This is a genomic window from Metabacillus sp. KH_069, assembly GCF_057838075.1.
Genome location: NZ_CM174460.1, coordinates 2,844,498 through 2,861,289, shown reverse-complemented (window position 1 = coordinate 2,861,289; position 16,792 = coordinate 2,844,498). Strand labels below are relative to the sequence as shown.

Sequence of the window (16,792 nt, the reverse complement as noted above, 5' to 3'; positions counted from 1 at the left end):
TGTCTGAGCAATGAGGTTGACTGGAAAACAGACATGGCAATTTGAGAATCAGATTTATGTGCAGGCAAGCGGTACAGCTGTCGGTCCAAAAGAAGCAGATGGGCCCTTTGGAAAATTATATGATAAAACCTATGATGATCTTCACTGTGATCAGGATAATTGGGAGCTTGCGGAAAGACGTTTGATGGAAGATGCGATTGAACATGCATTGAAAAAAGGGAATTATACGAAAGAAGACATCGATTTTTTCCTTGCTGGAGATCTATTAAATCAGAATGTAACGGCAAATTATACAGCCAGGCAAAATAAGATTCCTTTTCTATGTATGTTCGGTGCTTGCTCAACTTCAATGGAAACGCTTGCGGTAAGTTCAGCACTTGTAGACGGGGGATTTGCTAATCGCGTCATGGCAGCTACGAGCAGCCATAATGCAACAGCTGAAAGACAATTTCGTTATCCAACAGAATATGGCGGGCAAAAACCGGATACTGCACAATCGACGATTTCAGGTTCAGGGGCCGTCATCGTAAGCCGTGATCCGAGTGACATTATGATTACTTCGGCAACGATTGGAAGAGTGGCGGATCTTGGGATTACAGACCCATTTGATATGGGGTCCGCGATGGCGCCGGCAGCTGCCGATACGATTGCGCAGCATTTTAAAGATTTGAACAGCAAGCCTGAAGACTACGATTTGATTGTGACAGGGGATTTGGCATCTGTCGGAAGCCCGATTCTAAAGGACCTGCTGAAAGAAGAAGGATACGACGTATATGCAAATCATAATGACTGCGGATTAATGATTTACCGCCCTGATCAAAATGTCTTTGCAGGCGGAAGCGGATGCGGGTGTTCTGCAGTTGTCACCTACAGCCACATTTTTAATGAACTGAGGAGCGGAAACCTTAATCGTGTGATGGTTGTTGCAACAGGCGCGCTGCTTAGTCCGACAATGATTCAGCAAAAAGAGTCGATACCGACTATTGCTCATGGCGTCGTGTTTGAACGTGTGAACAGGGGTGTGATCGGATAATGGAATATTTAATTGCGTTTGTAGTAGGCGGAGCAATATGCGTCATCGGCCAGCTGCTCCTAGACGTGGCAAAATTGACACCGGCTCATGTCATGAGTTCGTTTGTTGTAGCTGGTGCCATTCTTGACGGCTTTGGGATCTATGATAATTTTATTGAATTTGCCGGGGCAGGGGCCACTGTTCCAATTACAAGCTTCGGACATTCTTTGCTGCATGGTGCAATGCATCAGGCAGATGAACACGGCATTATTGGAATCGGAATCGGAATTTTTGAATTGACATCAGCGGGGATTTCTTCAGCAATCGTCTTTGCATTTTTTGTAGCACTTATTTTCAAGCCGAAAGGATAAGATCATCCTATGACAGAAACGAGAAGGGTCATATTAGTAACAGACGGGGATGTTTATGCAGCTAAAACCATTGCGTATGCTGCAAAGCAGATCGGCGGGAGGTGCATCTCTCAGTCAAAAGGCAATCCAACTTTTTTAACGGGGCCTGAGATTGTGAAGTTAATTTTGAAAACACCTTACGACCCTGTTTTTGTCATGTTTGATGATTGCGGTTTATTGGAAGAGGGACCAGGTGAAAGAGCCATGAAGTACGTAGCGGAACATCCGCAGGTTGATGTGCTTGGTGTGATTGCAGTTGCAGCAAAAACGCACGGATCAGAGTGGACGAATATTGACGTTTCCATTGACCGTGACGGACTTATCTCTGAGTACGGTGTGGATAAGAGCGGAATCCGTGAATTTGAGGTAGGGAAAATGACTGGAGATACGGTGTATTGCCTCGACAAACTGGATGTACCTATCATAGTCGGCATTGGGGACATCGGTAAAATGTCCCGTAAAGACAGTTTAGATCATGGATCACCGATAACTATGAAGGCGGTAGAACTGATTCTTGAAAGGAGCGGCATGGCAGATGAGCGAAAACGTGAAACAAAAGACATCAATCTCTCCTAAGCTCGTTGTAAATGAGAATTATTTTAAAAATCATGTAGGGTTAAATCAGAGTTTTGACTTGGGTGTCCGTAAAATTACTGTGATGGGCATTGGCGTGAATCTGTATTATGTTAATGGACTTTGCGATACCTCCTACATCATTCAGCTTTTAAAAGAATTAATTGAGATAAATGATTATGAACACGAGAAGATGAAAGTCAATGAAATCGTCGAAAACCGCTTAGTGAATCAGCAGGTTCAAAGAATTAAAACGATCGATGAAGCCGTTGATCAAGTGCTGTCAGGCCTTGTCGTCTTTATGATTGAAGGGTGCGATTACGGGCTGGTTGTTGATGTAAGGAGCTATCCCGGCAGAAACCCTGAGGAACCGGATACTGAAAAAGTCGTAAGGGGATCAAGAGACGGATTTGTAGAGAATATCATTGTGAATACAGCCCTTATCCGAAGAAGAATCAGGGATGAACGCTTAAGGTATTCGATGATGAAGGTCGGTGAGCGTTCAAAAACGGATATCTGTCTTTGTTACATAGAAGATGTTGCTGACCCGAATTTGATAGAAGTTGTTAAAAAAGAGCTCGAAACAATTAAAATTGACGGTCTGACTATGGCGGATAAAACGGTGGAAGAATTTTTAGTCAAGCAGGGCTATAATCCTTATCCCCTTGTCAGATATACAGAGCGGGCAGATGTAGCAGCCAATCATTTATTAGAAGGTCATGTATTAATTATTGTGGATACATCGCCAAGTGTGATTATAACCCCGACAACCTTCTTCCATCACGTGCAGCATGCAGAAGAGTACCGCCAGGCGCCTGCTGTCGGAACGTTTTTAAGGTGGGTTCGTTTCCTTGGGATTATCGGTTCAATCCTTATCGTTCCCTTGTGGTTTATGTACGTACTTCAGCCTTCTTTATTGCCGGAGAACATTGCCTATATCGGGCCGAATGAGCAAAAGAATATTCCGATTGTCGTTCAGATATTCATGGCCGATCTGGGTATCGAATTTTTAAGAATGGCCGCCATTCATACACCAACCGCTCTTTCTGTTGCGATGGGATTAATTGCAGCGGCATTGATCGGGCAAATTGCAATTGATGTAGGGCTCTTTGTACCGGAAGTTATTTTATATGTGGCCATTGCTGCAATCGGCACGTTTGCCACTCCAAGCTATGAACTCAGCATCGCCAATAAGATGATGCGGCTTGTTCTGCTGCTGTCAGTTGCTTTATTCAAGGCAGAAGGATTGGTCATTGGCGCAACCGCCATCTTTTTATTCCTGACACACATCCGGTCTCTGAATACGCCATACCTATGGCCATTCCTTCCATTTAATCCGAAAGCATTCTGGCAGATTCTCATTCGCACATCTGTTCCTGGAGCGAAAATCAGGCCTAGTATTGTCCATCCCCAAAATGTAAGAAAACAGCCTCGCTGAGATTGAAAGTACATGGCTTTTGTGATATTGTAAGTTTAATTTACCTGAAGGAAACGAATAAAAGGACAGTTGTTAAAGCCATGAGTCAGCGACTGTCTTTTTGTCCTTTTTACCCGAGATGAAAGAGGGAATGTTAAATTGTTCTTACATGGAAGCAGTAAAGTTAACGAGCGGAATCACCTGGAAATTGGCGGAGTTGATGCGGCCGAACTGGCATCGAAATATGGAACACCCCTGTACATCTATGATGTTGCGCTTATTCGCGACCGTGCGAGAAGCTTTAAGAATACATTTGAAAAGCTTGGAGTAAAAGCTCAGGTTGCCTATGCAAGCAAAGCCTTTTCATCCGTTGCGATGTTTCAGCTGGTTGAAGAAGAGGGATTATCACTGGATGTAGTTTCAGGGGGAGAGCTTTATACGGCTGTTACAGCGGGTTTCCCTGCCGATAGAATCCACTTTCATGGAAATAATAAGAGTAAAGAAGAATTAGAAATGGCGATCAAGCTGAAAATCGGCTGTATCGTGGTTGATAATTTTCACGAAATAGAGCTTCTGAAAGAACTTGCTTCACAAGAAAATACAGTCGTACCGATTCTGCTCAGGGTTACTCCTGGAGTTGAAGCGCATACGCATGATTACATTACAACAGGTCAAGAGGATTCAAAATTTGGGTTTGATCTGCAAAATGGCCAAGTAGAACGTGCAATGGAAAATGTTCTTTCTTCATCTGCCTTCAACATGCTCGGCTACCATTGCCACATTGGATCACAAATCTTTGATGCAACCGGTTTCGTTCTCGCTGCAGAAAAAATATTCACTAAAGTCAGCTATTGGAGAGATACCTTCCAGTATGAACCGAAAGTAGTGAACTTGGGCGGAGGATTTGGCATCCGCTATACGGATGAGGATGAACCGCTTCCGGCTACTTATTATGTTGAAAAAATCGTTAAAAGCATTAAAGGTCTTGTGGCCGAAAACGGCATTGAAATGCCGGAAATCTGGATTGAGCCGGGCCGTTCACTTGTTGGCGATGCCGGAACAACCATCTATTCCATCGGGTCTGAAAAAGAAGTGCCGAATATCCGCAAGTATGTATCTGTTGACGGCGGAATGAGCGATAACATTCGCCCTGCCCTCTATCAGGCAAAATATGAAGCGGCGCTTGCAAACCGCATGAATGATAAAAATGATGAGGCTGTTTCAATCGCAGGAAAATGCTGTGAAAGCGGCGATATGCTGATTTGGGATCTGCCGCTTCCAAAGGCAAACCCTGACGATCTGCTGGCTGTGTTCTGTACAGGAGCATACGGCTATTCCATGGCGAACAATTACAACCGCATTCCGCGTCCTCCGGTTGTTTTTGCGGAAAATGGGGAAGAACAGCTTGTGATTAAAAGAGAAACGTATCAGGATTTAGTTGCACTGGATTTGCCTTTAAAATCAAAAGTGACGCAAAGTTAAGATAAAAAAAAGACGAGTCGGCCGGCTCGTCTTTTTTTCGGTTTATGCATTATCTTTATTGCTGAAAATGGAGATGATCGCATTCCATAGAGCGATGAAAAACTCCTTCAGCTGATCAAGGAAGTTTTGTCCTTCCTCTGAATCTATAAACTTAGAAATCTTATCTTTTGCTTTATCAAGCTGCTGTCCGACTTGATCCCAGTCAACGTTGACTTCTTTCATTTTGTTAAATAATTCAACGAGACTGTTAATTTCTTCTTCTGACAGAGTGATGCCAAGGTCGCTTGCCGCTTTTTCAATTAATTCGCGGAATTCCGCATCTGTTTCCGGCACGCCATTATTTGCGATTTCTTCTTTAATTTTCGCCATTAGCGCACTCGCATTTTCTTCGCCGACTTTATCTCCAAGCTCTGCTGTTTTGACAAGCTCTTCGTTTGCCACCTGCTTGACTTCTTCTGGAATGGCTTCATCCGAAGTAACTTCGTATGCTTTTAATAATCCGGTCAGCGCCGCCGTTCCGGAAACTTCAAAAGGAGCGGTAACCTGGATTGTTGCATCCTTTACACCCGCTGTCATCAGGGCATTCAAGTACATTTCATCTGTTACCCAATTAATGTTTTTTGTATCTACTTCAAGACCTGATCCGCTTTTTTCAATTGTAATGGCTGACGATGAAATCGCCTTTGTTCCAATCTGGGCTTTAGGAATGTAGTTTCCTAAATATTTATGTTCCTCTTCATTCGTCACTTCAATAACCTGTGAATTGTCATCAGCGCCCATCTCGCTAAGCATAGACTGCTTCTGCTCTTCTGTTAAGTTCTTTCCGAGTGTGATAATTTTATCTCCGGCAGCTGCATCTGCAAGCCCGATCGTCGGGAACGCAAATAATGCAAACGCCATAATAGAAACCAATATCTTTTTCAAAAAAAGACCTCCTTAGTTCATGACAGCAACCTTCATTATAGTATTTTTTTCTGATTGGGAACAGAGTTTTTTGGCTGTCGTATCTTCTTGGTGCGGCGGCAGACGATCTCCTTGGCTTTCTTGAACGTATTATAGTAGAATGAATAACGTTCAGTCTATTAGACGAAAAAAAGAAGCAGGAGGTTTCATACATATGAAAAAAGGTCAAATTACAATGGAAAACGGCGATCAATTAGTGATCGAATTTTATCCTGAGGCAGCTCCAAAAACAGTTGAAAACTTTGAGAAGCTTGCAAACGAAGGCTTCTACAACGGAGTAAACTTCCACCGTGTTATTCCAGGCTTTGTTGCACAAGGCGGAGACCCGACGGGAACAGGCGCTGGCGGCCCTGGCTACTCTATTAAATGTGAAACAGCAGGAAACCCTCACAAGCATGTAGCTGGAGCATTATCAATGGCTCATGCAGGCAAAGACACAGGCGGCAGCCAGTTCTTCATCGTTCACGAGCCGCAGCCTCATTTAAATGGCGTTCACACTGTATTCGGCCAAGTGGTTGAAGGCATGGACAACATTTATAAAATCAAGCAAGGCGATGTTATGAAAGAAGTTAAAGTCTGGGAAGAATAAAAATAGAAAAAAAGCTGGCCGCATGCGGTCAGCTTTTTTGCATATATTTGAGCTAGTTAACCGCCTGCAGCAGGCGCAGCTGCATTACGCTGACCTAATTCCTGATCTAACATAAGGATCGCTGCCGGGTTGTCTTTTGCTAGTGTTAACCTATCCACAATGGTTTGAGCCTGAGCTTCTTCGTCGATTTGTTCAAGGAGGAACTCTTGGATAAAGATGGCCGTTTGTTCATCTGTTTGTTTCATATAATTGTAGGCCTGGCGGTAAGAGTTTGTGACAAACTGCTCATGCTCAAGAACCTTTTGAAATGTTTCCAAAGGCCTTCCAAATTCAGATGGCTGTGCAGGAAGTGCCTGAATCTCCACTAAACCGTTCTTGTCAGTAACGTAATTAATCAGTTTCAGCATATGCGTCCGTTCTTCCTCTGCCTGTAGTCTCAGCCAAGCAGCCATACCGGTATAACTGCGGGTTGCCATATAAGCTGACATGGCAAGATACAGAGTTGTAGATACATGCTCAATCTGAATTAAGTTATTGAGAAGCTTCCTTATCTGCTCATCAAGCATTCTATCCCTCCTAAAAATGGATTACATTTTAATGTATTTATGAAAAACGGTTATATGCTAAGTGGAGTTGGGGATAAGTTGAAACTCCGCTTTTAAGTTTATTCATTGCATAATTCTCACACTCTCGTTAAAATGGTAGAAAGGAAAACTTAATATTCATTGAAATCCTTCGGGGCAGGGTGAAATTCCCAACCGGCGGTGATAAAGCAAAAGCTTTTAAGTCCGTGACCCGGCTGCATTTATTGCGGGCGGTGGATCTAGTGAAAATCTGGAGCCGACAGTATAGTCTGGATGGGAGAAGGAACACAATGTGAACACGCGGGTATTATTTTTCTGAAAAAACAGGAGAATAGTACTCTTGTTTGGCATGCATATGTGACTGAAATCCCTTACAAAGCCCCAGGTATCTATTACCTTGGGCTTTTTATTTTATGCTAAAAGGGGGGGCAGTGCATTGAAAGATCAGGATTATATGAAAGTGGCCCTTCAGCTCGCAGAACAAGGTTCTGGACAAACAAGTCCTAACCCGCTCGTAGGAGCTGTTGTAGTGAAAAATGGACAGATTGTTGGAATGGGAGCCCATTTAAAAGCAGGCGAACCTCATGCTGAAGTACATGCTATCAGGATGGCAGGCTCACACGCCGAGGATTCAACCGTCTATGTGACGCTCGAGCCTTGCAGTCATCATGGAAAAACACCTCCGTGCGCTGACCTGCTCATTTCTTCAAAGGTGAAAAGAGTGGTTGTTGCAGCGGAAGACCCGAATCCGCTTGTAGCAGGAAGAGGAATGAAGAAGCTTCAGGCTGCTGGAATCGAAGTGGTTTCAGGAGTATTAAGTAACGAAGCAGAAGAGCTGAATAAAGTCTTTTTCCATTACATTCAAACGAAACGTCCTTTTGTCACACTAAAATGGGCGGGCAGCCTTGACGGAAAAACCGCTACTGTCACAGGTGAAAGCAAATGGATAACCGGTGAACCGGCAAGGAAAGATGTACACAAATACCGGGAAGTTCACGATGCGATTTTAGCTGGCGTGGAAACCGTGATAAAAGATGATCCATCCCTGACTTGCCGGCTTGAAAACCCGAAAAAGCAGCCAGTCAGAATTGTTTTGGATACGCACCTTAGAACACCGGAAACGGCTGCTTTGGTCAACGATGGTCTTTCACCTGTATGGATTATTACCGGCAGTGAAGCTTCTCCTGAAAGGATTGAGTCTTTTCGAAAGAAAAACGCGGTTATCATTCAAATGAATACTCCGGCTATTAAGATAGATGATCTTCTTCACCTGCTGGGAGAAAGAAACATCACATCGCTGTTCGTAGAGGGCGGCGCCACAGTTCATGGCAGTTTTATAAAAAGCGGGCTGTTCAATCAAGTGGTGAGTTATACTGCCCCGATGCTCATCGGCGGAAAAGAGGCACCTCCTGCAGTAGCCGGTGCAGGCTTCAGCCGTATAAATGAGGCAATCCGACTAAGAATAAAAGAAACTGAGATACTCGGAGATGATCTAAAAATAGTCTGTGTGAAAAAAGAGGGGTGACAAGGGAATGTTTACCGGAATCATTGAGGAAATCGGCACAATCGCGAGTATGCAGGGAACTGAGAATGCGATTGAAATGACCATACAAGCAGAGAAAATTACAGATTATGTGAATCTTGGGGACAGTATTTCCGTTAATGGCGTTTGTTTAACAGTGACAGCCTACACTGCTGGATCGTTTACTGTGGATGTGATGCCCGAAACAGTCAAAGCAACTTCCCTGAATTCGCTTGTGCCTGGTTCATCTGTCAATCTGGAGCTGGCGATGTCCGCCAATGGACGCTTCGGAGGTCATTTTGTATCAGGGCATGTTGACGGCACCGGAACCATCATCCGCAAAAAGCCTTCAGCCAATGCGGTCTACTATGAAATCAAGGTGAGTAAAGAAATAACGTCAACATTAGTCATGAAAGGCTCCATAGCCATTGACGGCATCAGCCTAACCATATTTGGTTTAGAGGATGAAAAAGTAACGGTATCAATTATTCCCCACACATTGTCTGAAACAGTGCTTGGTGGCAAAAAGGCAGGGGATACCGTAAATATCGAATGTGATATGCTCGGAAAATATGTCAAAAAGTTTGTAATGCAGTCAGATTCAAAATCTTCATCTTTAACACCGGATTTTCTAAAAGAAAATGGTTTTTATTAGAATGGGGGATCATCATGACATTTCATTCCATTAAAGAAGCTTTAGACGATTTAAAACTTGGAAAAACAGTCATCGTAGTAGATGATGAAGACCGCGAAAACGAAGGTGATTTTATTGCGCTGGCTGAATATGCAACGCCTGAGGTTATTAACTTCATGATTAAGCACGGCAGAGGGCTGGTTTGTGTACCCCTGACAGAGGAATATGCTGAGAAGTTTAATTTTCATCCTATGGTAAATGACAATACAGATCCGCATGGCACTGCCTTTACGATCAGTATTGATTACAAAACAACCAAAACAGGAATCAGTGCATCAGAACGCTCAGAAACCATTAAAGCTATTTTAAAAGAAGATGCAGAGCCGCTTGATTTTAAAAGACCCGGCCATATTTTCCCTCTCATTGCAAAAGAGGGCGGAGTTTTAAGAAGAGCAGGGCATACAGAGGCAGCGGTTGATCTGGCTAAACTCTGCGGAGTGAGCCCGGTCGGAGTTATTTGTGAAATTATTAAAGAAGATGGCGAAATGGCGCGGGTTCCTGATTTAATTGAAATTGCCAAAGAGCTTGATTTAAAAATGATTACCATCAAGGACTTGATTCATTACCGCAATATGTCAGATGCTCTAGTGAAAAGAGAAGCGGACATAAAACTCCCGACTGAATTCGGCATGTTCAGGGCAGTCGGATATTCAAATATCCTTGACGGTAAAGAACATATTGCCCTTGTTAAGGGAGAGATTTCAGAAGATAAGCCGACACTTGTCCGAGTTCATTCTGAATGTCTGACCGGAGATGTATTTGGATCCAACCGGTGCGACTGCGGCCCGCAGCTGCATGCAGCGCTTGCTCAAATCGAGGAAGCCGGCAGCGGCATCCTCTTGTACATGAGACAAGAAGGCAGGGGAATCGGCCTGCTGAATAAAATGAAGGCTTATGCACTGCAGGAAGAAGGTTACGATACAGTAGAAGCCAATCACAAGCTTGGATTTGCAGATGATTTAAGAGAGTATGGGATTGGGGCTCAAATCTTAAGAGATCTTGGCGTTTCAGAAATGAAGCTGCTGACGAACAATCCTAGAAAAATAGCAGGACTTGAAGGGTATGGCCTTGCCGTAGTTGACCGCGTACCTATTCAAATGCCATCTAAGAAAGAAAATGAAGGCTACATGAAAACAAAGCATAGTAAACTTGGACACTTATTAAACTTATAATCGGAGGAACTGTACATGAAAACATATGAAGGAAATTTAGTCGGATCAGGATTAAAAGTAGCGATCATCGTAGGAAGATTCAATGAGTTTATTACAAGCAAGCTTTTAAGCGGAGCAGTGGATGCTTTAAAACGCCACGGAGTAGAAGATGAAAATGTAGAACTTGCATGGGTTCCTGGAGCATTTGAAATTCCGCTCGTAGCGAAAAAAATGGCTTCTTCAAACAAATATGATGCAGTTATTACTCTTGGAACAGTTATAAGAGGTTCTACAACTCACTATGACTACGTCTGCAATGAAGCAGCGAAGGGGGTTTCTCAAGCTTCAATGTCTACAGGTGTACCGGTAATCTTCGGTGTCCTGACAACCGAATCAATCGAACAGGCGATTGAAAGAGCGGGAACAAAAGCTGGGAATAAAGGCTATGAAGCAGCGGTTGCGGCGATTGAAATGGCGAATTTAATGCGTACAATGGATTAATTTTAGGCAAAAGTGTTTAAAATGCGCGGAAAACTGTTTATAATGTTCTGAGGAGTGATTCTTCTTGAATCGAGATCAAAAAGATAAGGGAAGAAATCAGGAAAGAATTCTATTTTACATCATGATAGGCGCAAGTTTATTGTTTTTGCTTTCTCTAATCGGAAGGTTATTTCGTTAATGAGGGGTTCATATGTTAATTCGCTATAAGAAAAGCTTTGAAAAAATTGCAATGGGTCTTCTGTCTTTTATGCCAAATGAAAAAGATTTAAAACATTTGCAGCAGACGATGAAACAATACGAAACAGATGAGAAATGGCAGCTGTTTCTTTGGAAAGATGAAGATATCATTGGAACAATCGGAGTAGTGTTCCAGGATGATGATCACGTGAAGATTCAGCATGTAAGTGTGAACCCTTCGCATCGCCATCAGGGAATCGGCAAGAAAATGGTGACGGCATTAAAAGAACAGTACAAGACAAAAACAGTTATCCCAGACGAACATACAAAAGCATTTTTTGAGAAATGCACAGATTGCGATTAAAAAACAGATGAAGCACATGCTTCATCTGTTTTTTTTCTGATTGCGGATCAGGCTGTTCTTCCTTTCCGCAATCACATCGCTCCGGTCCCGCATCGTATGCTTATGAATCAGGAATTCATCAGAGAGGTCGCTCGGATTACCCCATTGAATCTGATGCTTTGTGCAATATTCTATGCAAGTATGAAGGAGATCGCTGTCTTCAATCGGCAGATTCACACTTTCATATGGACGTTTGTTTTCGATGTCTTTGCTTTTTTTTCTTAAAAGTACCGCCGTTTTCTGAGGATTTAAACCAAGGGAGAGCAGAGCGTCTTTTTCCTGCTCCAATATGGCAAGGGCATTGGATATCATTCGGTGAGCGCCCTTCCAGTTACTTCTTCTGTGATGATAAAGGCCGACCGCTATTTGGATTAGACCAACCCAGTATATCTTTCTCTGCCCGGGAGGATCTTCTTTCCAATATTCTTCAAGCACTTCATGGCATTCGAAATAGTCTCGGTCTCCGTGAAAATGAACAAGGTACTCTATATATGATTTCGGATACAAACCATCACCCCATTATCTATGCATATGTATTGATTAGTGTAGCATAAACTCCAGGACTTGCCTTTATGAAACACAAAAAGTGCTCATGAAGAGCACCTTAGGGATAAATCTGCATCATTGTCTAGCTGCAGCACCTAACTCCTCGGTCAGAACGGATCCGCCAAAAAAGTCAAACCCGGACTTTTCTGTCGGATCCTTATCTGCCATGCCTGCGCTGACCAAGGCGCTTCCGCTTTTCTCAATACAACCAAGCAGCTCCAACAATAATCAGCAAAATAAACAATACAACGATTAATGCAAAGCCTGAACCGTAACCTTTATCTCCCATTTACTTGTTCCTCCTTAAGTATCTTTCATTTACATAGGTATCTTATGTGGGTGGACCTGTGTTTGTTTGGGCGTTTATCACAATTCTGGACTTTTTTTGAACCTGAGGACTTCTCCTCTCTGAAAATAAGTGTTGGAGATTGGAAGCAGAATGTTCTATACTATAGGGTAGCCGACATGAATGGTACAGAATGAAGTGGTGGGATGAAGTTGCAGTACAAAGTGAAAATTGACGCATTTGAAGGGCCGCTCGATCTTCTCTTGCATTTTATCAATACGCTCGAGATTGATATATACGATATACCAGTAGCTGAAATTACAGAGCAGTATATGCTTTATATACATACGATGAAAGAACTCCAGCTTGATGTAGCTTCAGAATATTTAGTGATGGCGGCAACTCTGCTCTCGATCAAAAGCGGAATGCTGCTTCCAAAGCATGAGGAAGAGCTGGTGGAGGACGAATTCGGGTTTGAATCTGAGGAAGATCCGCGGGACGAACTGATGAGAAGGCTGATCGAATACAGAAAGTACAAAGAGGCTGCAGTTGATCTGAGACATATGGAAGAAGAACGTTCTCAGGTTTATACAAAACCCCCGAGCGATTTGAGCGAGTTTGCCGGTGAACCTGTATTTGATAAAGAATCTATGAATGTATCAATCTACGATATGCTCGGTGCCTTTCAGAAGATGATGCGGAGAAAGAAGCTTCAGAAACCATTGCAGACAAGAGTTGCACGGCAGGAAATACCGATTGAAAAGAGAATGGATGAAATCCTTATGGAATTGAAGCGGAATCCGAGGCGGCGAAAATTCACTGAGCTTTTTCCATCCGATCAAAAGGATCACCTGGTTGTCACATTTCTTGCCATCTTGGAATTGATGAAAAAAAACAACATCATGATTGAACAAGAAGAAAATTTTTCTGATATTTATATTCTGGGGAGGTCTTAAAACCTTGGAGAAATGGAAATCCATCATTGAAGCTCTTCTATTTGCTGCAGGGGATGAAGGGCTGTCAATGAAACAGCTGACGTCCGTTCTTGAAACAGAAGAGGGAACAATTTCTGAAGTCATACAGGAACTTCAGAATGAATACAAGAAAAAACAGCGCGGCATCGAATTGATTGAAGTGGCGGGAGTCTTTCAATTAACGACGAAAAAAAAGCATGCTGCCTATTTAAAAAAGCTGGTTGAAACACCTAATCACACCGCATTATCTCAGGCAGCTCTTGAAATTCTGGCGATTGTCGCATACCGTCAGCCTATAACAAGGGCTGAAATCGAAGATATCCGCGGCGTAAAATCAGAGCGTCCGCTGCAGACACTTACTTCTAAAGTGCTTGTGAAAGAAGTGGGACGGGCTGAAGGAACAGGAAGAGCGATTTTATACGGAACGACGAAGGAATTCCTTGAATACTTCGGATTAAAAACGATAAAAGAACTTCCGCCGCTTCCTGAAAAAGATGATGATGACTCCTTTAATGAAGAAGCCGATCTCTTTTTTGAGAACTTTAATCAAACTTTTGAAGAAATCAAATAATTTACACAATAGCATCATGACCTATGATAAAATAGAGGAGAACGGGACAAAGGAATATCTTTGTTCCTTTTTTTGAATGAAAAACGCATAGGGGTGCAGATCAGGTGATTATAAAAAATGGCAGAGGGTATGAATTAGTAAAAGAGATGCCGAATACATCCGAAGATTTTTTTAACCGCTCTGAAATCACAATTGTGTCAAAAAAGATGGAGAAAACGTTTTATGTTTTGTATGTGAGGTATTTCGAAGACAAATTCAGAGAACAAAATCCTTTGCTTTTTGAAGGGTCGGACCTGAGCATTAAAGACGTAATGGCACTGATATGCATCATTCAAAACGAAGCACTTTTAGACCGCAAAAGGCTCTATCTGAACACAGAAGAAGAATTTCTCATGTATCTTCAGGGAATCGACCTTCGTGCAGCAATTCAATTGATTCCGGAGATGAACCGAAATCAGACGATGAAATGGTCAGAAGTTGTTCAAAAGCTAAAAACACCCATACATAAAAAATAGCTTAAGAATTTGAAAGGATGTGTTTGAATGGGAAATATGATCGTAAAAGCACAAACAGAACAAGTTGAAGTATTTTTAGGAAACGTCGTAAAGGAGCTGAATACGTTTTTAAATCATGCAACGATTTCATCATTTTTGGATGAAACAGCAGGGGATGAAGCGTATTATGAGGATCTTTTCCGTAATTTGAGAAGACTTTCTGTTTATTGTGAAGAGGGGCTTGAAGCTTGTCACATTGTTCTTCAAAATGAGCCTTTCAGAAAGCCGGCAGCAGAAAAAGCACTTTATAAAATTTATCATCAGTGCATTGAGGAGTTTTATAATCCTAAAAATGATGTATGGTATGAAGACAGCAGATCTGCCTATACCGGCAAAAATGCAATCAAATACCGTCACTCTGCCCCAGAATCACTTAAGGTCATGATTGCCTCTCTGGAAAGCGGTTTTCAGGAAATCCGTGAGGAACTTGAGTACTACGAGACAGATTACCGTACAAAAATGATCCAGTCTAAATAATAAAAATGGCAGCTGTTCTGTTACTCACAGAGCAGCTGCTTTTTTATGACGTGCTGTTCACTCATCCATGTCTGCCAACAGCTGTTTTTCAAATTTAACGTTCATAACCTTTGTCCACCCGCATAAACTTGTACAAAACAATAAAAGGACGTGGGTGTATGCGGCAATGGAAACAGATAGCAGCGATCGTACTCATCTTCTTCTTGCTGATTTCAGGCTTGCCTCGCCATTCTTCTGCTGAAATGGGCGTAAGTGCAAGAAGTGCGATACTAATTGAACAGGAATCCGGCAGAGTCCTATTTGAGAAAGACGCCCATGCAAAAAGAAGAATTGCCAGCATTACAAAGATTATGACAGCGATTCTTGCAATTGAATCCGGAAAAATGGACGAGAAGGCAACGGTAAGCAATCGTGCGATACATACAGAAGGTTCAGCGGTCTATTTGCAAGAAGGTGAGAAAATCAAGCTTGAAGATCTTGTATATGGACTGATGCTCCGTTCAGGAAATGATGCAGCTGTTGCCATTGCTGAACATGTGGGAGGCAGCGTTGAGGGGTTTGTCCATTTAATGAATCAAAAAGCTGCTGAAATCGGCATGATGAATACGGAGTTTGCCAATCCGCATGGTTTGGATGATCACGAAAATCACTATTCGTCAGCCTATGACATGGCGATCCTGACGAAGTACGCAATGGAAAATCCGATGTATCAAAAAATTTCCGGGACAAAGGTTCATCGTGCACCAAATCCGAATGAACAATGGGACCGTGTGTGGAGAAATAAGAATAAACTGCTGACCAGTCTATATGAGTACAGCACCGGAGGGAAAACAGGCTATACAAAAAGAGCGAAACGCACACTCGTTTCCACAGCTGAAAAAGATGGCATGAATCTCGTCGCCGTGACGATTGATGCATCAGATGATTGGAATGATCATATTGAAATGTTTAACATGGCGTTCAGCAAGTATGATTTATTCAAAATTAAAGATTCAGGTACGTTAAAAAAGATAGATATTAAAGATAAAATCTATAAAAATAAGCTTTTTATAAAGAGAGATGTGTTTTATCCATTAACAAAGGATGAAGAAGACGATCTTAGAATCGATGTCTCCATAATGAAACCGGAAAAAAGCTGGAAGGACCCGGAGGATGTTCCGAACGTTGTGGGAAAAATGACAATTATTGTTGATGATGAAAGAGTGGATGAAGTGCCCATTTATTATGATAATGGTTTGACAAATAAACCAAATGCCTCGCTGTGGGAAAAATTCCGCAAGCTGTTTTTCATTAGGGCAGGCATGAGCAATCATGATTAATATTATTTGGGTTGGGCTGACTGTCATCGGCATCGCCTTTGCCATGATCAATGGAACGATGGAACAAGTGAACGCTGCTGTTTTCAAAGGAGCAAAAGATGCTGTAACAATCAGCATCGGACTGATCAGTGTCCTTGTATTCTGGCTCGGGCTGATGAAGGTTGCTGAAAAGGCAGGTTTGCTTGAAAAGCTTGGGCAGCTCTTTAAGCCATTCGTAAAAAGACTTTTCCCGGAAATTCCTGCAGATCATCCGGCAATGGGTTACATTTTGTCAAACATGATTGCCAATCTTTTCGGACTTGGGAATGCGGCAACTCCGCTTGGCATCAAAGCAATGGAACAGATGAAAAAATTAAATGGAGACAAACCTGAAGCAAGCAGGTCCATGATTACTTTTCTTGCCGTGAACACATCGAGTATTACCTTAATTCCAACGACCGTTATTGCCGTCAGGATGACATACGGGTCTAAATCTCCAACAGATATTGTCGGCCCCACTTTGCTTGCGACAATAATTTCAGCGATTGGCGCCATTTTAATAGACCGCTATTTCTATCATAGAAGAATGCGAAAGGAGAAAAAATAGG

Annotated in this window: 21 protein-coding genes and 1 riboswitch; of the genes, 17 read left to right on the top strand and 4 right to left on the bottom strand. The window is 42.5% G+C overall.

All coding sequences use genetic code 11. The features are described 5' to 3' along the window. Positions 1–10: 10 nt before the first annotated feature. The 5 genes from spoVAD to lysA all read left to right on the top strand — a co-directional run bounded on the left by spoVAD (position 11) and on the right by lysA (position 4,894). Positions 11–1,033: a stage V sporulation protein AD gene (gene spoVAD / locus AC3ISE_RS14320; RefSeq protein WP_489221508.1), complete on the top strand. Its 1,023-nt coding sequence runs from the start codon at positions 11–13 to the stop codon at positions 1,031–1,033. Continuing rightward, positions 1,033–1,383: a stage V sporulation protein AE gene (spoVAE, locus tag AC3ISE_RS14315; protein WP_133310287.1), complete on the top strand. Its 351-nt coding sequence runs from the start codon at positions 1,033–1,035 to the stop codon at positions 1,381–1,383. Before spoVAD ends, spoVAE begins: the two co-directional genes overlap by 1 nt. 9 nt (positions 1,384–1,392) lie before the next feature. Then, positions 1,393–1,998, top strand: a complete 606-nt coding sequence (spoVAEA, locus tag AC3ISE_RS14310) for a stage V sporulation protein SpoVABEA (RefSeq protein ID WP_070877606.1) — start codon at positions 1,393–1,395, stop codon at positions 1,996–1,998. After that, complete coding sequence (locus tag AC3ISE_RS14305; protein ID WP_489221507.1) at positions 1,958–3,433, top strand: spore germination protein; 1,476 nt, start codon at positions 1,958–1,960, stop codon at positions 3,431–3,433. The genes spoVAEA and AC3ISE_RS14305 overlap by 41 nt, the downstream gene beginning before the upstream one ends. A gap of 138 nt (positions 3,434–3,571) precedes the next feature. Beyond that, positions 3,572–4,894: a diaminopimelate decarboxylase gene (lysA, locus tag AC3ISE_RS14300; protein ID WP_489221506.1), complete on the top strand. Its 1,323-nt coding sequence runs from the start codon at positions 3,572–3,574 to the stop codon at positions 4,892–4,894. 42 nt (positions 4,895–4,936) lie between these two features. Here lysA and AC3ISE_RS14295 read toward each other — a convergent pair whose 3' ends face one another. Then, the gene (locus AC3ISE_RS14295) at positions 4,937–5,818 is read right to left on the bottom strand and encodes a DUF1002 domain-containing protein (protein ID WP_489221505.1); all 882 of its coding nucleotides are present in this window, start codon (positions 5,816–5,818) and stop codon (positions 4,937–4,939) included. Positions 5,819–6,011: 193 nt separating this feature from the next. Between AC3ISE_RS14295 and AC3ISE_RS14290 the strand changes: the two genes are divergently transcribed. Beyond that, on the top strand, positions 6,012–6,446 hold the full coding sequence (locus tag AC3ISE_RS14290; protein WP_070877602.1) for a peptidylprolyl isomerase: 435 nt from the start codon (positions 6,012–6,014) through the stop codon (positions 6,444–6,446). A 56-nt stretch (positions 6,447–6,502) separates the two neighbouring features. Here AC3ISE_RS14290 and AC3ISE_RS14285 read toward each other — a convergent pair whose 3' ends face one another. Then, a complete protein-coding gene (locus AC3ISE_RS14285; protein ID WP_489221504.1) occupies positions 6,503–7,012 on the bottom strand; it encodes a ferritin in 510 nt (169 codons plus the stop codon). 161 nt (positions 7,013–7,173) lie between these two features. Then, a riboswitch (FMN riboswitch) is annotated at positions 7,174–7,319 on the top strand. 147 nt (positions 7,320–7,466) lie between these two features. Here AC3ISE_RS14285 and ribD point away from each other — a divergent pair. From ribD to AC3ISE_RS14260, 5 genes are all read left to right on the top strand, one after another. Next, complete coding sequence (gene ribD / locus AC3ISE_RS14280) at positions 7,467–8,555, top strand: bifunctional diaminohydroxyphosphoribosylaminopyrimidine deaminase/5-amino-6-(5-phosphoribosylamino)uracil reductase RibD (protein WP_489221503.1); 1,089 nt, start codon at positions 7,467–7,469, stop codon at positions 8,553–8,555. Between the two features lie 7 nt (positions 8,556–8,562). Continuing rightward, on the top strand, positions 8,563–9,207 hold the full coding sequence (gene ribE / locus AC3ISE_RS14275; protein ID WP_489221502.1) for a riboflavin synthase: 645 nt from the start codon (positions 8,563–8,565) through the stop codon (positions 9,205–9,207). A gap of 14 nt (positions 9,208–9,221) precedes the next feature. Continuing rightward, positions 9,222–10,418: a bifunctional 3,4-dihydroxy-2-butanone-4-phosphate synthase/GTP cyclohydrolase II gene (locus AC3ISE_RS14270; RefSeq protein ID WP_070877600.1), complete on the top strand. Its 1,197-nt coding sequence runs from the start codon at positions 9,222–9,224 to the stop codon at positions 10,416–10,418. A 15-nt stretch (positions 10,419–10,433) separates the two neighbouring features. Next, positions 10,434–10,898 carry a 6,7-dimethyl-8-ribityllumazine synthase gene (ribH, locus tag AC3ISE_RS14265; RefSeq protein WP_133310295.1) on the top strand — a complete coding sequence of 155 codons (465 nt, stop codon included), beginning with the start codon at positions 10,434–10,436 and terminating at the stop codon, positions 10,896–10,898. 190 nt (positions 10,899–11,088) lie between these two features. Next, entirely contained in the window at positions 11,089–11,439 is a 351-nt protein-coding gene (locus tag AC3ISE_RS14260) for a GNAT family N-acetyltransferase (protein ID WP_070877598.1), read from the top strand. A 21-nt stretch (positions 11,440–11,460) separates the two neighbouring features. On the opposite strand, the gene AC3ISE_RS14255 is transcribed toward AC3ISE_RS14260, so the two are convergent. Then, positions 11,461–11,985 (bottom strand): DUF309 domain-containing protein, encoded by a 525-nt coding sequence (locus AC3ISE_RS14255; RefSeq protein ID WP_489221501.1) that lies wholly within the window; start codon positions 11,983–11,985, stop codon positions 11,461–11,463. 238 nt (positions 11,986–12,223) lie between these two features. Next, entirely contained in the window at positions 12,224–12,313 is a 90-nt protein-coding gene (locus tag AC3ISE_RS14250) for a YjcZ family sporulation protein (RefSeq protein WP_070877596.1), read from the bottom strand. Between the two features lie 209 nt (positions 12,314–12,522). On the opposite strand from AC3ISE_RS14250, the gene AC3ISE_RS14245 reads away from it, so the two are divergent. The 6 genes from AC3ISE_RS14245 (at position 12,523) to AC3ISE_RS14220 (ending at position 16,791) form a co-directional block, all read left to right on the top strand. Then, on the top strand, positions 12,523–13,266 hold the full coding sequence (locus AC3ISE_RS14245; RefSeq protein WP_489221500.1) for a segregation/condensation protein A: 744 nt from the start codon (positions 12,523–12,525) through the stop codon (positions 13,264–13,266). A gap of 4 nt (positions 13,267–13,270) precedes the next feature. After that, positions 13,271–13,855: an SMC-Scp complex subunit ScpB gene (gene scpB, locus AC3ISE_RS14240; protein WP_489221499.1), complete on the top strand. Its 585-nt coding sequence runs from the start codon at positions 13,271–13,273 to the stop codon at positions 13,853–13,855. A gap of 104 nt (positions 13,856–13,959) precedes the next feature. Further along, complete coding sequence (locus AC3ISE_RS14235; RefSeq protein ID WP_489221498.1) at positions 13,960–14,370, top strand: hypothetical protein; 411 nt, start codon at positions 13,960–13,962, stop codon at positions 14,368–14,370. Between the two features lie 27 nt (positions 14,371–14,397). Beyond that, positions 14,398–14,886, top strand: coding sequence for a YpuI family protein (locus AC3ISE_RS14230; protein WP_489221497.1), 489 nt, complete (start codon positions 14,398–14,400; stop codon positions 14,884–14,886). A 158-nt stretch (positions 14,887–15,044) separates the two neighbouring features. After that, entirely contained in the window at positions 15,045–16,205 is a 1,161-nt protein-coding gene (locus tag AC3ISE_RS14225) for a D-alanyl-D-alanine carboxypeptidase family protein (protein WP_489221496.1), read from the top strand. Beyond that, complete coding sequence (locus AC3ISE_RS14220; RefSeq protein WP_489221495.1) at positions 16,198–16,791, top strand: nucleoside recognition domain-containing protein; 594 nt, start codon at positions 16,198–16,200, stop codon at positions 16,789–16,791. The genes AC3ISE_RS14225 and AC3ISE_RS14220 overlap by 8 nt, the downstream gene beginning before the upstream one ends. Position 16,792: the final 1 nt, after the last annotated feature.

Bases quoted from the DNA above. Each gene is read 5' to 3' on its own strand.
- spoVAD (WP_489221508.1), top strand. From the start codon at position 11: ATGAGGTTGACTGGAAAACAGACATGGCAATTTGAGAATCAGATTTAT.
- spoVAE (WP_133310287.1), top strand. From the start codon at position 1,033: ATGGAATATTTAATTGCGTTTGTAGTAGGCGGAGCAATATGCGTCATC.
- spoVAEA (WP_070877606.1), top strand. From the start codon at position 1,393: ATGACAGAAACGAGAAGGGTCATATTAGTAACAGACGGGGATGTTTAT.
- AC3ISE_RS14305 (WP_489221507.1), top strand. From the start codon at position 1,958: ATGAGCGAAAACGTGAAACAAAAGACATCAATCTCTCCTAAGCTCGTT.
- AC3ISE_RS14290 (WP_070877602.1), top strand. From the start codon at position 6,012: ATGAAAAAAGGTCAAATTACAATGGAAAACGGCGATCAATTAGTGATC.
- AC3ISE_RS14285 (WP_489221504.1), bottom strand. From the start codon at position 7,012: ATGCTTGATGAGCAGATAAGGAAGCTTCTCAATAACTTAATTCAGATT.
- ribE (WP_489221502.1), top strand. From the start codon at position 8,563: ATGTTTACCGGAATCATTGAGGAAATCGGCACAATCGCGAGTATGCAG.
- AC3ISE_RS14270 (WP_070877600.1), top strand. From the start codon at position 9,222: ATGACATTTCATTCCATTAAAGAAGCTTTAGACGATTTAAAACTTGGA.
- ribH (WP_133310295.1), top strand. From the start codon at position 10,434: ATGAAAACATATGAAGGAAATTTAGTCGGATCAGGATTAAAAGTAGCG.
- AC3ISE_RS14260 (WP_070877598.1), top strand. From the start codon at position 11,089: ATGTTAATTCGCTATAAGAAAAGCTTTGAAAAAATTGCAATGGGTCTT.
- AC3ISE_RS14250 (WP_070877596.1), bottom strand. From the start codon at position 12,313: ATGGGAGATAAAGGTTACGGTTCAGGCTTTGCATTAATCGTTGTATTG.
- AC3ISE_RS14230 (WP_489221497.1), top strand. From the start codon at position 14,398: ATGGGAAATATGATCGTAAAAGCACAAACAGAACAAGTTGAAGTATTT.
- AC3ISE_RS14225 (WP_489221496.1), top strand. From the start codon at position 15,045: ATGCGGCAATGGAAACAGATAGCAGCGATCGTACTCATCTTCTTCTTG.
- AC3ISE_RS14220 (WP_489221495.1), top strand. From the start codon at position 16,198: ATGATTAATATTATTTGGGTTGGGCTGACTGTCATCGGCATCGCCTTT.